The organism is Proteus vulgaris, assembly GCF_033708015.1.
Taxonomy (GTDB): domain Bacteria; phylum Pseudomonadota; class Gammaproteobacteria; order Enterobacterales; family Enterobacteriaceae; genus Proteus.
The window spans coordinates 2,480,251-2,500,916 of the sequence record NZ_CP137920.1 but is presented as its reverse complement, the minus strand read 5'-3'; the positions used below and the strand labels follow the sequence as shown (position 1 = coordinate 2,500,916).

Below are 20,666 nucleotides of genomic sequence, written 5' to 3'. Positions count from 1 at the left end.
CAGGCTGCCATATAGAAGCCTTTTATTGCTATTGATGACCAAAGTCGAATTTAGAAGAGTAAGAAAAGGGTTGAGACGAAAATTGATAAAAAATGAATAAAAAAATAATAAATTAATTTCTTTATTTATCATTGAGTTAATATTAATTCTATAAAAAATTGCAGAAATATTTGTAGGAAAAGTTAAAGGTTGTATGTGGGGTGCCGATAAACTTGTTGCCGGTGATTGACACCGTAAATGAATAGGCAAACTTTTATTTTATCGACTTGATTTTAAAGGAATCTAGCTATGGCACAAGTCATTAATACCAACTATCTATCTCTGGTAACTCAAAACAACCTGAACAAATCTCAGGGAGCTTTAGGAAGTGCAATCGAGCGTCTGTCTTCTGGTCTACGTATCAACAGCGCTAAAGACGATGCAGCAGGTCAAGCGATTGCTAACCGTTTCACTTCAAACGTAAATGGTTTAACTCAAGCTGCACGTAATGCGAACGATGGTATCTCTATCGCTCAAACGACTGAAGGTGCGCTGAACGAAATCAACAATAACTTACAACGTATCCGTGAGTTAACTGTTCAAGCGAAAAACGGTTCTAACTCAGAATCAGATATCAAATCAATCCAAGAAGAAGTTGGCGAGCGTTTAAAAGAAATCGACCGTATTTCTGAACAAACTCAATTCAATGGCGTTAAAGTATTGAGCGGCGAAAAAGAAAAAATGACCGTTCACGTTGGTACTAACGACAAAGAAAAAATTGAATTTGACCTGAAAAAAGTTGATAGCAACGAATTGAAATTAAAAGATTTCTCAGTTGGAGCGGAAGGTTTAAATGCACAAACAGTTAAAGCTTCTGATATCACTGATGGTAAATCTTTAAAAATCAATGCTGATGCAGTTAAAATTGCTGCAGTACCAGAAGATACATCTACCACTCCACCAACACCAGCTGTACCAGAAAAAGTGCTTGAAGGTGCTGAGTTGAAAAAAATTGGTGATGATTACTTCGTTACTGGTAAATTAGATGGCAAAGATGTTAAGTACAAAGCTGATGTAGGCAAAGCTGATGCTGGAACAGGTGAAGTAACAGTTACAGTTAAAGCAGATGAGTTTGATTTAAAAGCAGCACAAGAAGCAGGTAAAGAGCAAAATACTAATGCTTTATCTAAATTAGATGAAGCAATCAACACCGTTGATGGTATGCGTTCTTCTTTAGGTGCGATTCAAAACCGTTTTGAATCAACTATCAACAACCTGAACAATACTGTTAACAACTTATCTGCTGCACGTAGCCGTATTTTAGATGCTGACTATGCAACAGAAGTTTCTAACATGAGCCGTGGTCAAATTCTGCAACAAGCGGGTACTTCAGTACTGGCTCAAGCAAACCAAGTACCACAAACTGTTCTGTCTCTGTTACGTTAATTCGTACACTGACACAAAAGATACCTTTCTATATCCAAAAGGTTCTCGTAAGAGAGCCTTTTTTTGTTTTTTGTGTTTTATATTTAAACTCATCTTTTTTAGTTTTATTTTTTCTCTCAACCTCTTTTACTTTTTTCTGCAATCAATTATTCCTTAAAAATTAACCGACTGGCTTTTTTTGCTATTTTCACGATGCCGAAAATCATAAACCCCTCGATATTGGTGACGATAGTGTATAGGCAACGTTATTACAGTGACGTAATAACTAACCTATTCATTTAAAAGTATTTTAAAATCAAGTCGAAGGAATATTGTATGCCACAAGTAATTATGACTAACCCAACATCACTGGTTGCTCAAAAGAATTTAAATCGCTCACAAAGCGCCTTAAATACAGCAATTCAACGTCTTTCTTCGGGTTTACGTATTAATAGCGCCAAGGATGACGCCGCAGGTCAAGCTATCGCGAACCGTTTTACTTCTAATATTAATGGGTTGACTCAAGCTTCACGTAATGCGAACGATGGTATTTCTATTACCCAAACTACCGAAGGGGCATTAAATGAAATTAATAATAACCTGCAACGTATTCGTGAATTAACCGTACAAGCTAAAAATGGCTCTAATTCAGAATCAGATATCAAATCTATTCAAGAAGAAGTGAATCAACGTACCGCTGAAATAAATCGTATATCAGAACAAACACAATTTAATGGCGTCAAAGTGTTAAGTGAAGATAGTACATTAAATTTACAAATTGGCGCGCATGATAAAGAGCAAATCAGTGTTGATTTGAAAAAAACGGATGCGACTACATTGGGTATTGATAAATTGGATTTATCAGCAAAAAGCAAAATTGGTTCTAAAGCCACTGAAGTTGAAGTCACTTTAACGGGTACTCCTGCAACAAAAGAGATGCAAAAACTAGATACAGCGGATTTAGATGCAAAAATCACCAGCAAGGATTGGAAAAGCTACGAGATTTCTTATGGTGTAGATGCTAATGGCAAAGACGATAAATCTACCTTGGTGGTTCACACCGTAGATAAAAACGGTAAGGATGATTACTTTAGTATCGCTGCCACAACAGGTGCTACAGCAGGTAAAACAGTAAAAGTAGCCACATCAGGTACCGCGATGAAACTCGATGATATTGTTGAAAAACCATTAGCAACATTAGATAAAGCGTTATCTCAAGTCGATAGCTTACGTAGTGCAATGGGTGCAGTACAAAATCGTTTAGATTCAACTATTACCAACTTAGGCAATACCGTTAATAATCTAACTGCATCACGTAGCCGTATTGAAGACGCCGATTATGCAACTGAAGTGTCCAATATGAGTAAAAGCCAAATTTTACAACAAGCGGGTACTTCAGTATTGGCACAAGCTAATCAAATGCCACAAAACGTATTATCACTGTTACGTTAATTCGTACACTGACCCAAAAGATACTTTTCGATATTCAAAAGGTTCTCGTAAGAGAGCCTTTTTTTGTTTTTTGTGTTTTATATTTAAACTCATCTTTTTTAGTTTTATTTTTTCTCTCAACCTCTTTTACTTTTTTCTGCAATCAATTATTCCTTAAAAATTAACCGACTGGCTCTTTTTGCAATTTTAGCGACGTCAAAAATCGTAAACCCCTCGATACTGGTGACGATAGTGTATAGGTAACGTTATTACAGTGACGTAATAACTAACCTATTCATTTAAAAGTATTTTAAAATCAAGTCGAAGGAATATTGTATGCCACAAGTAATTATGACTAACCCAACATCACTGGTTGCTCAAAAGAATTTAAATCGCTCACAAAGCGCCTTAAATACAGCAATTCAACGTCTTTCTTCGGGTTTACGTATTAATAGCGCCAAGGATGACGCCGCAGGTCAAGCTATCGCGAACCGTTTTACTTCTAATATTAATGGGTTGACTCAAGCTTCACGTAATGCGAACGATGGTATTTCTATTACCCAAACGACAGAAGGGGCATTAAATGAAATTAATAATAACCTGCAACGTATTCGTGAATTAACCGTACAAGCTAAAAATGGTTCTAATTCAGATTCTGATATTAAATCTATCCAAGAAGAAGTGAACCAACGTACTGCTGAAATTAATCGTATATCAGAACAAACACAATTTAATGGCGTCAAAGTGTTAAGTGAAGATAGTACATTAAATTTACAAATTGGCGCGCATGATAAAGAGCAAATCAGTGTTGATTTGAAAAAAACGGATGCGACTACACTGGGTATTGATAAATTGGATTTATCAGCAAAAAGCCAAGTTGGTTCTAAAGCCACTGAAGTTGAAGTAACCATTGGTACAGCTCCTAATACAACAAAAGAAATGCAACAGTTTGATACTAAAGCGCTAGATGACAAAATTACAAATGGCACAATTAAAAGCTATGATATTTATTATGCAAAAGGTGCCGATGGTAAAGACGATAAATCAAAACTTATCGTACAAACTGTGGATGCAAAAGGCGTTGAAGGTTACTTCGATGCATCGGTAACCGCAGGTGCAGCAGGTGCTAAAGCAAAGATTGATGTTACAACAACAGCGGTAGCGGGTTTAGATATGCTCGCTGAAAAACCATTGAAAGCATTGGATGACGCACTGGCTCAAGTTGATAGCTTACGCAGTGCAATGGGTGCGGTGCAAAACCGTTTAGATTCAACCATTACCAATTTAGGTAATACTGTTAATAATTTGACTGCTTCACGTAGCCGTATTTTAGATGCAGACTATGCAACTGAAGTTTCCAATATGAGTAAAAACCAAATTTTACAACAAGCGGGTACTTCAGTATTGGCACAAGCTAATCAAATGCCACAAAACGTATTATCACTGTTACGTTAAATTTAATCTTAAATAATCCTCAAATAACACCCACTGCAATTTTTTGCAGTGGGTGTTTTATCATCAAAACAATCGTTTTCTTAATTAATCATTTATGAGTATTTTAACTTGTTGCCAAGAAGCTAAAATCTCACAAAATAAAATACTATGATTTATATGTTATTTTTTTATGAACAGAATGCATATTCAATTCATCGATTTCTTTTAATGAGCTAAATTATCAATTTAATTAACGGTTTTTCTAAGGATTAGTCGCCGATCATTTAAGGTAAAGTAGTTCTCGTAATGCAATGACAAATTAATTATCAATGAAAACCCGATTTTTACTGAAAATTTGGCATAGGTGAAAAAGAGGTGCTTTTGCTTCACTGTTCAGCCGATTGCTAAATCTATTTCGCCAGATAATGGTTTCCGGTCTTTTATCCAAAGGTGTCTTTTGTTGTGAGTGATTTGTATACCGCCGAAGGCGTGATGGACAAAAATAGCCTCTGGGAGCGATATGTCCCGTTGGTTCGCCATGAAGCATTACGATTACAGGTCAAGTTACCTGCGAGTGTTGAATTGGATGATCTTTTGCAAGCGGGTGGAATTGGGTTATTAAACGCCGTGGAGCGTTATGACTCAATGCAAGGCGCTGCCTTTACCACTTATGCTGTTCAACGTATCCGTGGCTCGATGCTGGATGAGCTACGCAGTCGAGATTGGGCGCCCCGCAGTGTGCGTCGCAATGCAAGAGAAGTGACTCATTCTATTCATCAACTCGAGCAGGATCTAGGACGACCACCATTAGAACAGGAAGTTGCTGATCATTTGCAGATTGAGTTAGCAGAATACCGGCAGATCCTATTGGATACGAATAACAGCCAATTGTTCTCTTATGACGAATGGCATGAAATTTACGGTGAAAGCTGTGAACCGTCTCAAGACGAAGATCATGATGACAACCCATTACAGATGTTATTAGAAAGTGATATTCGCCAAAGAGTCATAGACGCGATAGAATTGCTTCCCGAAAGGGAAAAAATGGTTCTTACTCTGTATTATCAGGAAGAACTTAATTTGAAAGAAATAGGCGCAGTGCTTAATGTCGGGGAATCCCGCGTGAGCCAGCTACACAGCCAAGCCATAAAAAGGCTGCGAGCACGCTTAAACCCAGAGAAATAGAAGTTTTGCTTATTTTTGTTTTTGTTTATTAAGACTACAACACAGGGCTTTATCTCTTATGTCTGTTTCAACACAAAAGAAACGGCCGCTAAGCCGTTACATTAAAGACTATAAACACAGCCAGACTCATTGTCTACATTGCCACAAGGCGCTTGATCGGATCTCTCTTGTATTCAATCGCCAAGTTATCAATAAAGAAGCCATTTCTGAAATGACAGATTTAATTGATGATGAAACGTGGGAAACGTTACAAGAGAAGTTTTCTGCGCTGTGTCGTTTTTGTAGTGAGATTTACTGTAATAGTGAAACTGACTACTTTGACATTATGTCTTTTAAGCAGTATTTGTTTGAACAAACGGAGATGAGCCACAGTACTGTTCGTGAGTATGTGGTTCGTTTACGTCGGCTCGATGAATTACTGACTTCAACTAATTTTCCACGTCAAGAGTTTACGACAGAGAAAATTCAGTCAGACTTGAGTAAAAAGCTCACTCCCTCTGCATTTAGTAACTACAATATTGCACTACGTAAGTACGAGCAATATCTCGATTGGTGCCAAGAGCCATCATCGATGAATAGCAATCACTAATTGCGCTCAAGAGAGACCTTAAAAGGAGTAGCCTAGCCTACTCCTTTTTCTTTGTCGTTTATAATCACCCGTTACCTGCCTTGATACTTTTCCTCTTATCTTAAAAAAGCGCTTTATTTATTCTTTAAGAAGAACACTCACACTGATCAAAGATAGATAAAAAAGCGCCCACAGTGGGGCGCAAGTTTCAGGTATTCATAAAGATATAATTAAATCAACTTCTAGGTTGACTTATGTGTAAGTATATTTACTAAACGAATTCACCGCGAATAATTAATATAAAAAAAGTGAGAGTCATCACAGCATTCAAAAAATAACACTTTCGACGATATCTTTAGAAATAATAGAGTAACAAAAGAAAAAACCACCTTTAAGAAAACAAACTTTAAAGGTGGTCTCAAAGACAAGGAGAGAAAGAGAGGAGGGGAATTAACTAATCGTCATCAAGCTCGCATTACCTCCTGCGGCGGCTGTATTAATGCTTAATGCTCTTTCATGTAACAAACGCTCTAACAACAGACTTGTCTCACCGCGAGAAAATCCTTGAACAGAAATAATAGCCCCTTTACGTTGAGCAATTTTCTGGCAAGTTTCACGTAATTGATCACCATCACCATGGTAAATGACCGCATTGATTTTCAGTGAATCATCATTCCATTTTTCTGTCAGTGTAATGGCTTTTCTGACAATATCTGGTAACTCACGATATGTTTTTTGTGAGAACTGGCTATTAACGACAACAGCATGACAACCAGAAGCGAGAACCGCGGCAATTTGAGTGAATGCATCCTGTTCGTTATCAGAAATACACAGTACATCACCACAAGGGACTAATTGATACGTATTACGTTCACCCGTAGGACCCGGTAATACACGTAATGTTCCAGCTTGGGATGCAAGGGCATATTTCTCTAAAGCTTCATAATGTGATTTATCCGCTTTACTTGATAGCCATTCCATATACTTATGATAAGTCTGTAATAACGTATTACGAAGAGACGTATCTAGAGGAAGTGTCTCATCTTGGCGGGCGAGTGTTTGTGTTGCGGCATTGTCAGGGCGTTTAGATAATAAGCGATACAGATAAACTGGGCCACCTGCTTTGGGACCTGTACCGGATAATCCTTCACCACCAAAAGGTTGAACGCCCACAACAGCACCAACCATATTGCGGTTTACGTATAAATTTCCCACTTTGGCATTTGAGGCAACATAAGCAATCGTTTCATCGATACGTGTATGAACGCCCATTGTTAACCCATATCCTGTGGCATTAATCTCATCTAGTAGAGCAGGTAAATCTTGGCTTGCATAACGTACAACATGTAACACAGGACCAAAGATTTCTTTCTTCAATGAACTAACTTTATCTAACTCAATTAACGTCGGTTGAATGAAGGTGCTGTTATTTTCAACATGTTTTGATAGCTCATTGTGTGATGCTTGATAAATATCGAAGCCTGTTGTGCGCATAGATTGGATATGCTTTTCTATGCCTGATTTTGCTTCTTTATCAATAACAGGGCCAATATCTGTGGATAGCAAACTTGGATCACCCATTGTGGCTTGTGCCATCGCACCTTTAAGCATCTCGATAGTATGATCAGCCACTTCTTCTTGAATACATAACAGGCGTAAAGCCGAGCAGCGCTGACCCGCACTATCGTAAGCGGAGGCCATAACATCAGTCACCACTTGTTCTGTTAATGCAGATGAATCAACAATCATGGCATTTAAGCCACCCGTTTCTGCCACTAAAGGCACTGGATGACCTTCGTTATCTAAACGACCTGCTAAGGTCTTTTGTAAAATATGAGCAACATCTGTTGAACCTGTAAACATCACACCACGAACACGTTCATCAGCCACTAAACGTGCACCAATGGTTTCACCTTGCCCTGGTAGCAGTTGTAAAGCAAAAGAAGGGATACCAGCTTGATGGAAAAGTTCAACCGCTTTTGATGCAATTAAAGGTGTCTGCTCTGCAGGTTTTGCAAGCACCGTGTTACCCGCAGCTAAAGCCGCAGCAATTTGTCCGCTGAATATCGCTAATGGGAAGTTCCAAGGGCTGATACAAACCACAACGCCTAAAGGTCGATGTGTATTGTTATCAAAATCTTGAGCTACTTGGGCTGCATAATAATAGAGAAAATCAATGGCTTCACGAACTTCAGCGATCGCGTTGTTATAGGTTTTACCCGCTTCACGCACTAATATTCCCATAAGCGATCCCATTTGCTGTTCCATTAATTCCGCAGCACGGATCAAAAATGAAGCTCTTTGCGCTGGTGGGGTTGCAAACCAGATTTCGCCTTTTTCTTGAGCAAGGGTTAAGGCAAAATCGGCTTCGGCTTTTGTCGCTTCTCTTACTGTACCGACAACATCTGCATGATTGGCAGGGTTTAATACAGATTGGGGTTCTGGCATTTTTTCTGAAGAATTAAACGTATCACCTAATAAAGGTTCGCAATGTCTATTTTCAGTTGCTGATGTTAATAAAGCACTAGAAAGTGATGCCAAGCGATGTTCGTTTGACATATCAATGCCTGGCGAGTTTTTACGTTCATCACCATACAGTTTATTAGGAAGCGGAATTTTAGGGTGAGAAAGCCCAACTTGGCCTTCGGCTTGCGCCATTCTGTTCACTTCTTTGACGGGATCTGCCACCAATTCATCAAGAGAAATAGTGGTATCAGCAATTCTATTGACAAATGATGTGTTAGCCCCATTTTCAAGTAAGCGACGGACTAAATAGGCAAGTAATGTTTCATGAGTCCCTACTGGTGCATAAATACGACAAGGGCGACCTAATTTTCCGTCTGCTATTTTACCCACGACTTGAGCATAAAGTGGTTCACCCATACCGTGTAAACACTGGAACTCATATTGTCCAGGGTAATAGTTTTGACCTGCTAAATGATAAATTGCTGACAGTGTGTGTGCATTATGCGTGGCAAATTGTGGATAAATAAAATGAGGTGATGCGAGTAGTTTTTTTGCACATGCCAGATAAGAGACATCAGTATACACTTTACGAGTATAGACAGGATAGTCTTCAAGGCCATCAATTTGAGCGCGTTTTACTTCGCTATCCCAGTAGGCACCTTTCACTAAACGGATCATTAAGCGACGACGGCTACGGCGTGCTAAATCAATGACATAATCAATGACTAATGGACAACGCTTTTGGTAAGCTTGGATCACAAAGCCAATACCATTCCAGCCTGCTAATTCAGGTTCAAAACAGAGTTTTTCAAGTAAATCGAGTGAAATCTCAAGTCTATCGGCTTCTTCTGCATCAATATTAATGCCAATATCGTATTGTTTTGCTTGTAATGTTAATGAGAGTAGACGAGGGTAAAGCTCTGACATCACTCGCTCATATTGAGCTCGGCTATAACGAGGATGTAATGCTGAAAGCTTAATAGATATGCCTGGACCTTCATAAATACCACGACCATTCGAGGCTTTACCAATGGCATGAATGGCTTGTTGATAAGAAACTAAATAATCTTGTGCATCTTTTTCGGTTAATGCCGCTTCCCCTAACATGTCATAAGAGTAGCTAAAGCCTTTTTCTTCAAGTTTGCGTGCATTCGCGAGAGCTTGAGAAATAGTCTCACCCGTGACAAACTGCTCCCCCATTAAACGCATCGCCATATCAACACCTTTACGAACTAATGGTTCGCCACTTTTGGTGAGAATGCGATTTAAAGAGTTAGATAACTTTTCTTCATTATGTGTAGAAACTAATTTGCCTGTGAATAATAAGCCCCATGTCGCCGCATTCACAAACATCGATTGACTTTGTCCTAAGTGTGAACGCCAGTTTCCATGACTGATTTTATCGCGGATAAGTGCATCACGCGTGGCTTTATCTGGAATACGCAATAAAGCTTCTGCTAAACACATAAGAGCAACACCTTCTTGTGAAGAAAGTGAGAATTCCTGTAATAGACCTTGAACCAGTCCAGAACGTCCAATCCCATTTTTTTGTTGGCGTAATTTTTCAGCAATGGAATAGGCCAGTTTATGTGTTGCTTGGGCCTCATTTTCAGGTAAGGTCGCTTGTTGTAAGAGCATAGGTACAGCTTGTGTCTCAGGTGTACGATATGCAGAAGTAATTGCGGAGCGTAAAACAGACTGAGGATGAATATGCTCAGCAAATTCCAAGAAAGGCTGATAATAGGCAGTTAGCGTTTCTGTGCTTTCATCAATATCTTGCTCTGCAACTGTTGAGTGACCAAGATTAACCTGATCATTTTCAATTTGTTCTAGATAATTGAAAATAGCCTGTTTAATTAACCAATGCGATGTTCTGTCTAATTTCTGTGCGGCTTCTTTTAATCTATTGCGGGTTTCTTCATCAAGTCTAACACCCATTGTCGTGCTACTCATGCAGTGCTCCTCATATTCTATTTCTCATTCACAAGTACAGTTACCCGTTATTTTTATTAATATCATTCATGTTGCAACTTTGTGCAACATTGTTAACAATTTATTTATAAATAATGTGAAAGTAGTCAGGTTTTATGGATGATTAAAAAAGAATTAATTTATTCACACAATATATTTGTATATAAATCAATAAATTGTGTTTATATTATTAATACTTACATTTATAATACACTCTCGAATTAAGACAAATAGTGTGAAGTCATATACAAAATTTAAACATTTAAACGTTAATTTCTTGTTAAATGCAGTTAACCTATTCTAGGATTGATGTGAATGCTTTATCTGTTGCTGTAAGAAATTATTTTAATTAAAAACTGAAAAGATCATTAATGCGCAACGAAGTGCAACGTTCCTGTACAAGTCAAAAGCATACCGATGATCGGAAACAGATTTATGGAGAACTGCAATTATGGCTCTAACTTCGCCAATGCTAATTACATTTACGATCTATATCTTGGGTATGCTTTTTATCGGCTACCTTGCTTATCGTTCAACAAAAAACTTTGATGATTATATTCTTGGTGGTCGGCGACTGGGCAGTGTAGTTACTGCGTTGTCAGCGGGTGCTTCAGATATGAGTGGTTGGTTATTAATGGGATTGCCAGGCGTGGTGTTTTTTGCTGGTATTTCAGAGAGTTGGATTGCTATTGGACTCTGCTTAGGTGCGTGGTTAAACTGGCGTTTAGTTGCAGGACGTTTACGTTTACAAACTGAAAAAAACAATAATGCACTAACATTACCCGATTATTTGACATCACGTTTTGATGATAAAAGTAAAATACTGCGTATCATTTCAGCATTAGTTATTCTTACCTTCTTTACTATTTATTGTGCATCAGGTGTGGTTGCTGGTGGAATGCTATTTGAATCTACGTTCCATATTCCTTATCACGAAGCGATGATTTATGGTGCACTTGCAACTATCGCATATACCTTTTTAGGGGGGTTTCTTGCTGTAAGTTGGACAGATACCGTTCAAGCGACGTTAATGATTTTTGCTCTGATCCTGACACCTATTATTGTTATATTCTCAGTGGGTGGCATTGATACTTCTATTGCTATTATTAAAGCAAAAGATCAATCTTATTTGGATATGTTTAAAGGGCTTGATTTTATCGCAATTGTTTCATTATTAGCATGGGGATTGGGCTATTTTGGGCAACCTCATATCCTTGCACGTTTTATGGCTGCTGATTCTAATCAAACCATTCGTAAAGCACGTCGTATTGGTATGACGTGGATGATCCTTTGTTTAGGTGGCACTGTTGCGGTTGGATTTTTTGGTATTGCTTACTTTGAAATGAATCCAGCACAAGCGGGTGCTGTAACAGCTAAAAATGAACGTATTTTTATGGAGCTGGCTTCACTGCTCTTTAATCCATGGATTGCAGGTATTCTGCTATCTGCCATTCTAGCTGCGGTAATGAGCACATTAAGCTGTCAATTATTAGTTTGTGCAAGTGCGTTAACTGAAGATTTATACAAACCATTTATTCGTAAAAGTGCAAGCCAAAAAGAGCTAGTTTGGGTAGGACGTGGCATGGTATTACTGGTTGCGATTATTGCCATCTTCTTAGCGCGTGATCCAAATAATAAGGTGCTTGATTTAGTGAGTAACGCGTGGGCAGGTTTTGGTGCTGCTTTTGGTCCAGTGATCCTCATTTCTGTCATGTGGAAACGTATGACTCGTAATGGTGCATTTGCTGGAATGTTGATTGGTGCTTTAACCGTGTTAGTGTGGATGCAATATAAATGGTTTGGGTTATATGAAATTATTCCTGGTTTTATCTTTGCCTCTATTGCTATCGTTGCCATTAGTTTAATGGGGAAAGAGCCAAGTAAAGAGAACCAACAACGTTTTGATGAAGCTGAAACTCAATATCGTAATACATAATAAAATAGAGAAAATGAGATAAATAAAAGACCACTTTATTTAATAAAGTGGTCTTTGTTATATAAACTCACCATCAATTTAAAAGGGAATATAATTTAAATTTTTAACACTCATAACTTATTCATAATATTCAAATTTATTATATACAATTGCAGTGCTGGTATCGATTATTGTGCCATTTTGTCTAACTTCACTTACCATATTCCATGTTAAGCAATTATTATATTTATCCCATTCTTGGCAAGTACCGTCATATTCTCTTATATCATCATACATACTCGTAAATATTTGTATTTTATGTAAGATTTTACCGTCTTCGCCATAATTAAATTCTAACATAACTTCATCATTATCAATTGCTTTTAACAGGCGGCCTTCATTATCATAAGAATAATAAATGGTACTTCCCTGATTTTCAGCACTAGATTCAATAATGGTTTCAGATGCAATCTTACTGCCATCATAGAAAATTTCTGATAAATCAGTACCTATAAGTGATCCATCTCCATCATAGAAATGAGCAGTTTTATTTATTAGTTGGTTTTGATTATTTTTACCATACAGTTCATCAAGATAGAGAGTATAGACTTTGTGTAAACTCTTCAGCTGATATTTATATTTGATATTATAAGGTGTTGACATTCTTACAAGATTTGTTTCGATTCGCTCATGAATATATTCTTGTGTCGAAGAATCAAATTTAGTGAGAGAGCCGCATTCATCAAATTGAATTTCACCTTTATAGGCTTTAAATCGACCTTTTTCAGGTAATGAGCTAGTAATGGTGATTGATTTTATCGGCCCATAATAAAATTCTAACATAGTGGGCATATTATTAGACTGGTTCACCTGTTTTTGTTGATCTTGACAAGATGTTGATGCCGCAAATGCTGGGAGTGAAATAAAAAGTATATAGAGAGAAGAAATAAAAAAAAGAGGTAATTTCATATAATGAGTCATCTTAAATTTTATTAAAAAAGAATACGTTATAAAGCATATTCATCATTAATTGATTTAAGTAGTTTTACACAAAAATTTTTTTAATGAAAGCATCACAAGGAAGTATCTATTCATAGATAAGAAAACATGTAATGAATATAAAAATCAGTCTATTTTTGATAGTCTGATTTTTATATTTTTAACTTAAATTAGATACAAAAATATAATCTAAATATTATTCGTAGTAAATAAACTCATTATGAAGCGTGGCTTTACTGAAATTAATGACTTCATCATTAAATTTAATTGTACTTTCAAGTTCTTCTTTTGAACAATTAGCAAATTTGTCCCATTCAAGGCAAGTAGTGATAAAAGATTTATCTTCTCCATTTATGCCTTTGACGTAGTTTGATTGAGTAATAACTTTTCCTTCTCGATCATACTGATATTCTACGTTTATTTTTCCGTCTTCTATTACGGTTTGTAGTTTTCCTTGAGGATTATATTGGTACTCTGTCGTGATAGCCTCAGTTGTCGGATCAGAGGATTTGCTTGTTTCTTTAACAATGCGACCATCTTGATAGTCGAATTGGCTGGTGATGGTATCCAGTAAAGTGCCATCATTGGCGTAATATTCAATGACTCTTTTGTTGAACTGGTTCTGTCCATTTTTATGATAAGTTTCTTGCATGTAAATGGAGTGTGCACCATAGGCATTTTTTATTTGGAATTGATATCGGATAACAGAAGGGTTATTAGGCAATGTTCTTATTAAATGAGTTTCTACATTACCTTCAACGTACTCTTGCATTGATGTGCTATCTTTCAATAACTTTCCGCATTCATCAAAGTGAATTTCGCCTTTTAATGCTTTAAAACGTCCGTCATGGGGTATCGTGCTTGTCATCGTGACTGATTTAACAGGACCGTTATAAGAGATGAGCAACATAATATCGCTATTGGCAATATTGGCTTGTTTCTCAGTTTCTGTACATTGGGTTGAAGCCGCGACGGCAGGCAATGAGGAAACTGCACAAAAGGAAAGGGTGATAAAGAGTAGTGGTAATTTCATAAGACCATCCATGATATTGTCATACTTCAAGTTGTTGTGTTGTGGGCGTACTGACTCAATGCTAGTCATATACTTTTGTATGAGTCGAGTAATTTGCTTTTGTCGCCTTGCCACATCTAGATTTATTTAGAGTATGAGTTCAGTATAGATAATTGGCTTGATAAATAATATAGATAAAATCCCATATAATTAGCCAATATATAAAGGGAGGATAATATTTTGGGACGATCAGAACTATTTTTGGAGCATTTAGATGTCAAACACCTTTTCTTTTATGACTGATACAGCAACGCTTGCTATTTTTGATTTACAAGCGATCAAACATCGAAAGTCAGATACAGCAGATTGGTGGAGCATTCCGCATGATGAGTTAGATGAAATGAACAAAGGCAATATTGCATTTATTGGTTTAGGTCATGATGGTTTTTACACAATTAATTTATGCGATAAAATTGACGATCCAGATGTAAAAATAAACATAATCTGTCCATCAGGTGACATTTTTATTGGTGCAGGAGAGGATACAACTGGCGGTGATTTAGAGCCAGATGATCCACAATATCGTGCAGGAGAAATTATTTTACTCCCAGCAGGTGATTATGAAGTTTCATTAAAGAAGATAAATAATATGCTTTATATTTCTTTCATTCTCAGTAAAGCGAAAAAAAATAAATTTGAGAATGTTTTGCGCTTAGATTAAAGGAATATATTAATGATACTATAAAAGTATAGTAGCGAGTGAATAAAACCCATTATTTAAAGTATCATTTTTATTTTTTATTAATAAGTTAGTAAATATAAAGAAAATAACTTAGGGTTATATTAATTATGATGTGACGAGTGTATTTTATCGTCCTGATGATTTAATCATGGCAATTTCCGATGTCAGTGGCTCTCTTATTTTTACGAAATCAGATAAACAGTTAACAATTGAAAATCCGACGCCTTTTTATGTCACCATTAAATCAGCATATGGCGAAAATAATCCTAATATTCTTATTCCTATGATAGCGCCATTTTCCAAACAGAAAATCAACTTAGCGGATAGTAAAATAAATACCGTTAGTTACGTTTTGATTGATGATTTTGGTGGGGAGTTTAAAGATAAGAAAGAGATAAAGTTGATTTTATAGTGGTTTGTATCGAGTTATGTAATTAAATTAGATTAATTGTTTGTTTTTGTTGATTCTATAAATGATAAAAATCGAATAAAATATAAGCAAATTCTATTTTTTTAATTACCGTATTGTGCTGAGTTATTAGTTTAAGATAAAGGCGCCATTTTGTCGCCATTTTCTTCCAGATACAAAAAAGCCACTTATCTCTAAGTGGCATAAATGTCTGATTTCTCAGCGTAAATTTGGTGGGTCGTGGGAGGCTCGAACTCCCGACCAATTGATTAAGAGTCGTTTAAATGCAATATATAAAACAATAGGTTACGAATAAAAACAATAAGTTAAATAACAATAAAGATAAATAATACTCAATGTTCATTTTCTTGTGCGACACTTTTGCGACACTTTTTTGTTTTAGACATCAAAGTTAACTTTTTCAATAATATAACTTGGAATTACCATAAATTTATCAAAACAAGAGTCATTAATCAGAGCTAAACTCCAAAATAAAATCTGGCTATCTATTGATGCAATCAATATATCATTTAATAATTCTTTTTGTTCCTTATCAGTACTATTATTTATTTTAACACATAATGATTTTATTAATGGGTATATAGAGTTAAGATATTTGGTTTCCATATATTTGACATATTCTTTCGCATATAAGCGAATGTCTATTTTAGGCGATTTATCAGCTAGTCTCTTATTTAAGAAATTAATTAATTCAGGTGATAAATCTTCTTTCATAATATAACCGTTAGGGTCATTTAATAGACCAATAAAATAATTAGAAAGGAAATCTACTCTTGTTTCTTCAAAAGTATATATTTTTTTTAATTCATCGGGTAAGTAGGCTGTGCTTTTTTCATGATTTTTAATATCGTCTTTTATTATATTTTCAAAATTGGCTTTTATTATATTTGTAATATAGGTGAAGTTATTGATTTCTAGTTCATACTGTGCGATTTTTAATTGATTTTTATTGAAGTTTATGGTTTTTATATATGTTATATATAACATAATTAAAGTAAATAGTGTTAGCACGGATATAAAAAAAGTAGATACTCCTCCTATATATGAACCAAATGCGCCAAGTTTATCAATATTATTCGAAAAAAATCCATATGTGATTATAAAAAAGATTATAGGTAAAATAAAAAACATGATTACCCAAAATAAAATCGAATTAATATTTTTATAAAGAAAATCTAGGAACTTTGTATGTAATTCATCATTCATAATGTTTACTCAAAGGATTAAATTTAACAGCATCTTCTAAATGCTCTGGAGAGAAATGAGAATATCTCATAGTCATTTTGATATCCGTATGACCGAGAATTCTTTGTAACACAAGAATATTGCCACCGTTCATCATAAAATGTGATGCAAATGTATGTCTTAATACGTGTGATGATTGGCGGTGAGGTAATTCTATACCTGTTCTTTTCATTGCCATTCTGAAAGCAGAATAACAAGGGGTAAATAAAGCACCACGCTTTTTAGGGATTTCATCGTACAAAGCTTTACTTATAGGTACTGTTCTATTGCGCTTACCTTTTGTTTTAGTAAACGTAATTTTGTAAGGTGTAATTTGTCGTCCTGTTAAACTTTCAGCCTCAGACCATCTTGCACCTGTTGATAGTGCAATTTTCACAATTAATTCCAAATCTTTAGCCATACTCTGGCGACATGACTTTAATAGCGATTCTATTTGTTGCTGTGAAAGAAATGCCATTTCGGATTCATCAGTGCGGAAAGGGCGGACATGTTTAATAGGGTTTTCTGTTTGCCATTCGCCTAATCTTTCTAATTCATTAAATACAGCACGAAAATAAGATAGCTCAAGATTTACTGTGCGAGGTGAGACTTTTTTCACCCTCTCTGTTCTGAATAATTTTCCAGATAAACGTTGTTCCCGATATCTAGAAAACAATTGGGCTGTAAACTCAGTAGCAAGTGGGTTACCTAATTTTTCACAAGCCCATAGCATAACATCGAGTCTATTTTTGCCGTCTTTTAACATCACACCATGCGAACTATACCAAGCATTAATTAACTCGGTCATGCGACGCTTATCTTCTTTTTTCTCTTCTATCCATGGTTTTCCCTCAACCTTATCCATCTCATAACGTTCATAGTTAAGGGCTTCACCTTTAGTGGCAAATTTTTTACGTACCCGTTTACCTTTTTTGCCGTTTTCTCTATTTTCTGGATAAAAGTCAGCAATCCATTCGCCAGATGGTAATTTTCTAACAGTCATTTTATATATTAATCTTATTTGCTATCAGTAAAGTCACCTGTTTCTAAGAAACTTCTAAATTGGAATTCATTAAGAATGATAATCCCCATAGAACGGGCTTTATCCATTTTCATCTGACTTGCGTTATAGCCATAACAGAGAAGATTCAAATTCTTTGTGACAGACTTTCTAACTTCCATATTTGCTTCAGTTGCGATACGTTCTAATTCTTCCTTATCAGCCTTTTTGAAACCTGTGAAGTGAATATCAAATGTTTCTGGCTTAGGTTTTCTTACTGTAAAATCACTTAGAGAACAGCCAAGTAGAAATTCTTTAGCTTCTTCAAGAGAGTCTAAATATTCAACGACTCTATCTTTTCTAAATGTTTTTAGTGAACCTTTATCATCATAGAGAACACTAATCCCTTGTAAGTAATCCTCATTTTGAGAAACATTAGTAATAGCTTGTACTGATAGAATTTCTCTAGCACTGAAATAAACAAAATAGAGTATAGATGCCATAGTCAACTAACCTTTATTTCTGCAACAACACGACCAATAATTTCTATGTCAGACAGTTCACAGTCAAATGAGGTATCTTGGTTAGATATGCGAACTTTTTTCATTGGCATTCTTGTCAATTTTCGCACGCTATATTTGCCATCAATTTTTATGAACCAATTACCATCAAAAATATCATCGAATTTTTTATCTATAACGTAATAGCATTTATTGATGAATACACTAATTGGATTGGATGGTAGTGGGGTGTTACCAAAGAAAATTACTTTATCAATCAGTAAACTATCAGCATGAATAAGTTCACCATCAATAATTTTATAATTATCTAATCTTAAGATATCAGAAGATTGTCCTTCGAATTTAGAACCTTTACCTGTAACTAACCATTCAAGAGAAACGCCTGTTTCTGCTAAACATCTCACAACCATATCCGCAGGAAAGCCAGGTCTTCTATAACGTCCTGATAAACTACTTGCTGCCATCTCAAAATGAATAGCTAACATTGCTTTTGAAGAAAATCCATAAGCTTCGATTATGCGATCTAAAACCGCTGTATTGTCATCTTCTGGCTGAAATTTAAACGTTCCCATAAGAGTTAATTCCCAAAATGAAAACAAATGCCCTTGACTATTTGCAAAATGAGCATTATTGTTCTCTTTAGTTTTCAAAAAGAAAATATTTATCAATATTTGACGATATTGATCATTAATGTCACTCAGGAGTTTGCCTTATGAGACCTAAAATTACAATTGCTATACCTGAGCCTTACTTACCTTTAGATGAATACTGTCGCCGTACAGGTACAGCTAAGGTTACTGCCCGTCGTTTAATTGAGTATGGAAAGTTACCCATTAAACCTAAAGGTGATCAAAAAAAAGGTTTGGTTGAAGTCAATATGGTTGCTTTGACTGTTATGGCTTTAAGTGGGTATGAAGTTTCACTAGAAGCGTAGTCAGTCTTTCGCATTTTGAGAATAAACACCATGTTTGATTATCAGGTTTCCAAACAAGCGCACTTTGATAATGCATGTCGTGCTTTCGCAAATACCCATAAAGGGGATTTAGTGCAAATAGCTGAAAGCATCGGCATGAACGCCCAAATGTTGCGTAACAAGTTAAATCCTGAACAACCGCACCAGTTAACGTGCATTGATTTAATGAAACTGACTGATGCAACTGAGGACGCCTCTATTCTTGATGGAGTTCTAGAACAGATGCAATGTCAGCCGTCAGTGCCAGTTAATGAAATGAGCGGTTCCAATGTTCCCACTTATTTATTAACGGCAGTCAGTGAAGTTGGAAAATTAGCAACAAATACAGTATCGGGCGGTAATTTAAATAATGCGCGCGTCGCTGAATTTAAACGTTCTGTTAATACGGCAATTCGTTGTTTAACGTTGGCAGGAATAACATTATCAGCAAGATTACATACTAATCCAGCGTTTGTCTGTGCAGTGGATGCAGTAACCAATCTTAGCCCATCAATGATGTGAGGTTTTAAAATGAAATTAAATTCATTACAGCTTCAACAACACAAATATAAATTATCCAGTGATTCATTTAAAAATGAAAATAATAATTCTATTTATATTGTTAGTTTTATTTTATTCATAGGTTATTTATTAATATCAGCTTTAAGTTAGAGGTATTTATGTCTAAAGAAAATATGTTTGATGAAATCTTCCCTGGTGCAAAAGAGAAACAAATAGAGCGAGCTGAAAATTTAAAAAAAGTTGCGCTTGGTAAATTAACTGAAGAAAATCAGTTTACGGTTTCTTTAGAAAAAGAAAATTGCATAACGAAAGGTTTAAAAGAATTACAAGCTAGAAAACAAATGTTACGAGAACAATTAATAGATGCAGTTAATAATGCACAAAATAGTGGTTTATGTGTAGACCTTATTCATGATGAATTAAAATCTTTTGCGCATGAATTTATTATTGTCTGCGAAAATTTAGAAATTGATTGTGACGATATCCCATTTTAAGCGAGGTTGTTATGTATCAGAATCAAGTTGAAAATGAACAACGTGCTTTTCATATTCCTATTGCTGACCGTGTGGATGGGTTAAACCATACTTCTAAATTAAACTCTCTTCATTTTGGTTTACAGAATGAAGAATTAAAACGTTTCTTTTTTGATATGAGAGATCCATTTGATAATTGCCATAAAGAAAATAAAAAATTTTTAGGTGTTATTTTATATATGGCAGGCATTCCAAAAGAAAGACATGATTTAAAATTTGAAGATTTTAAAACAGAAGAAGTTTTCGACATTATTAAAGCTATTAATCATATCAAAGCCGTTACGGCATTATTACCTAAAAAATTAGCACTACCACAATAATTAATTAAACCCAAAGTAAAAATAAATGACCTTAATC

19 protein-coding genes are annotated in these 20,666 nt (G+C 35.6%); 12 read left to right on the top strand and 7 right to left on the bottom strand.

Features of this window, described 5'->3' with window-relative positions:
- Positions 1-288: 288 nt before the first annotated feature.
- The 5 genes from SB028_RS11860 to fliZ all read left to right on the top strand — a co-directional run bounded on the left by SB028_RS11860 (position 289) and on the right by fliZ (position 6,043).
- On the top strand, positions 289-1,425 hold the full coding sequence (locus SB028_RS11860; protein WP_069368849.1) for a flagellin FliC: 1,137 nt from the start codon (positions 289-291) through the stop codon (positions 1,423-1,425).
- A 315-nt stretch (positions 1,426-1,740) separates the two neighbouring features.
- Positions 1,741-2,856, top strand: coding sequence for a FliC/FljB family flagellin (locus tag SB028_RS11855; RefSeq protein WP_318859419.1), 1,116 nt, complete (start codon positions 1,741-1,743; stop codon positions 2,854-2,856).
- A gap of 315 nt (positions 2,857-3,171) precedes the next feature.
- A complete protein-coding gene (locus tag SB028_RS11850; RefSeq protein WP_318859418.1) occupies positions 3,172-4,290 on the top strand; it encodes a FliC/FljB family flagellin in 1,119 nt (372 codons plus the stop codon).
- Between the two features lie 441 nt (positions 4,291-4,731).
- A complete protein-coding gene (locus SB028_RS11845; protein WP_036912728.1) occupies positions 4,732-5,454 on the top strand; it encodes an RNA polymerase sigma factor FliA in 723 nt (240 codons plus the stop codon).
- 58 nt (positions 5,455-5,512) lie between these two features.
- Positions 5,513-6,043, top strand: coding sequence for a flagella biosynthesis regulatory protein FliZ (gene fliZ, locus SB028_RS11840; protein ID WP_069367613.1), 531 nt, complete (start codon positions 5,513-5,515; stop codon positions 6,041-6,043).
- A gap of 429 nt (positions 6,044-6,472) precedes the next feature.
- On the opposite strand, the gene putA is transcribed toward fliZ, so the two are convergent.
- A complete protein-coding gene (gene putA / locus SB028_RS11835; RefSeq protein ID WP_318859415.1) occupies positions 6,473-10,441 on the bottom strand; it encodes a trifunctional transcriptional regulator/proline dehydrogenase/L-glutamate gamma-semialdehyde dehydrogenase in 3,969 nt (1,322 codons plus the stop codon).
- Positions 10,442-10,910: 469 nt separating this feature from the next.
- On the opposite strand from putA, the gene putP reads away from it, so the two are divergent.
- Complete coding sequence (putP, locus tag SB028_RS11830; protein WP_069367611.1) at positions 10,911-12,395, top strand: sodium/proline symporter PutP; 1,485 nt, start codon at positions 10,911-10,913, stop codon at positions 12,393-12,395.
- A 117-nt stretch (positions 12,396-12,512) separates the two neighbouring features.
- Here putP and SB028_RS11825 read toward each other — a convergent pair whose 3' ends face one another.
- Both SB028_RS11825 and SB028_RS11820 read right to left on the bottom strand, forming a co-directional pair.
- Positions 12,513-13,343 carry a hypothetical protein gene (locus SB028_RS11825; RefSeq protein WP_069367610.1) on the bottom strand — a complete coding sequence of 277 codons (831 nt, stop codon included), beginning with the start codon at positions 13,341-13,343 and terminating at the stop codon, positions 12,513-12,515.
- 226 nt (positions 13,344-13,569) lie between these two features.
- Positions 13,570-14,475: a hypothetical protein gene (locus SB028_RS11820; RefSeq protein ID WP_128860583.1), complete on the bottom strand. Its 906-nt coding sequence runs from the start codon at positions 14,473-14,475 to the stop codon at positions 13,570-13,572.
- Positions 14,476-14,659: 184 nt separating this feature from the next.
- Here SB028_RS11820 and SB028_RS11815 point away from each other — a divergent pair, with 184 nt between their 5' ends.
- Both SB028_RS11815 and SB028_RS11810 read left to right on the top strand, forming a co-directional pair.
- The gene (locus tag SB028_RS11815) at positions 14,660-15,106 is read left to right on the top strand and encodes a DUF6386 family protein (RefSeq protein WP_069367608.1); all 447 of its coding nucleotides are present in this window, start codon (positions 14,660-14,662) and stop codon (positions 15,104-15,106) included.
- A gap of 169 nt (positions 15,107-15,275) precedes the next feature.
- Complete coding sequence (locus SB028_RS11810) at positions 15,276-15,539, top strand: hypothetical protein (RefSeq protein ID WP_139151972.1); 264 nt, start codon at positions 15,276-15,278, stop codon at positions 15,537-15,539.
- A gap of 396 nt (positions 15,540-15,935) precedes the next feature.
- Here the strand turns inward: SB028_RS11810 and SB028_RS11805 are convergent, their stop codons facing one another.
- The 4 genes from SB028_RS11805 to SB028_RS11790 are packed head-to-tail and all read right to left on the bottom strand — an operon-like array spanning position 15,936 to position 18,952.
- Positions 15,936-16,763 carry a hypothetical protein gene (locus tag SB028_RS11805; protein ID WP_318859413.1) on the bottom strand — a complete coding sequence of 276 codons (828 nt, stop codon included), beginning with the start codon at positions 16,761-16,763 and terminating at the stop codon, positions 15,936-15,938.
- The gene (locus SB028_RS11800) at positions 16,756-17,784 is read right to left on the bottom strand and encodes a tyrosine-type recombinase/integrase (protein WP_318859412.1); all 1,029 of its coding nucleotides are present in this window, start codon (positions 17,782-17,784) and stop codon (positions 16,756-16,758) included. Before SB028_RS11800 ends, SB028_RS11805 begins: the two co-directional genes overlap by 8 nt.
- Positions 17,785-17,798: 14 nt before the next feature.
- Positions 17,799-18,284 (bottom strand): BRCT domain-containing protein, encoded by a 486-nt coding sequence (locus SB028_RS11795; RefSeq protein ID WP_318859411.1) that lies wholly within the window; start codon positions 18,282-18,284, stop codon positions 17,799-17,801.
- Between the two features lie 2 nt (positions 18,285-18,286).
- Entirely contained in the window at positions 18,287-18,952 is a 666-nt protein-coding gene (locus SB028_RS11790; RefSeq protein ID WP_318859410.1) for a phage repressor protein CI, read from the bottom strand.
- A 62-nt stretch (positions 18,953-19,014) separates the two neighbouring features.
- On the opposite strand from SB028_RS11790, the gene SB028_RS11785 reads away from it, so the two are divergent.
- From SB028_RS11785 to SB028_RS11770, 4 genes are all read left to right on the top strand, one after another.
- On the top strand, positions 19,015-19,236 hold the full coding sequence (locus tag SB028_RS11785; RefSeq protein WP_318859409.1) for a regulator: 222 nt from the start codon (positions 19,015-19,017) through the stop codon (positions 19,234-19,236).
- Positions 19,237-19,266: 30 nt separating this feature from the next.
- A complete protein-coding gene (locus tag SB028_RS11780) occupies positions 19,267-19,776 on the top strand; it encodes a phage regulatory CII family protein (RefSeq protein ID WP_318859408.1) in 510 nt (169 codons plus the stop codon).
- Between the two features lie 158 nt (positions 19,777-19,934).
- Positions 19,935-20,270 carry a hypothetical protein gene (locus SB028_RS11775; RefSeq protein WP_318859407.1) on the top strand — a complete coding sequence of 112 codons (336 nt, stop codon included), beginning with the start codon at positions 19,935-19,937 and terminating at the stop codon, positions 20,268-20,270.
- Between the two features lie 11 nt (positions 20,271-20,281).
- Complete coding sequence (locus SB028_RS11770; protein ID WP_259598469.1) at positions 20,282-20,629, top strand: DUF5347 domain-containing protein; 348 nt, start codon at positions 20,282-20,284, stop codon at positions 20,627-20,629.
- Positions 20,630-20,666: the final 37 nt, after the last annotated feature.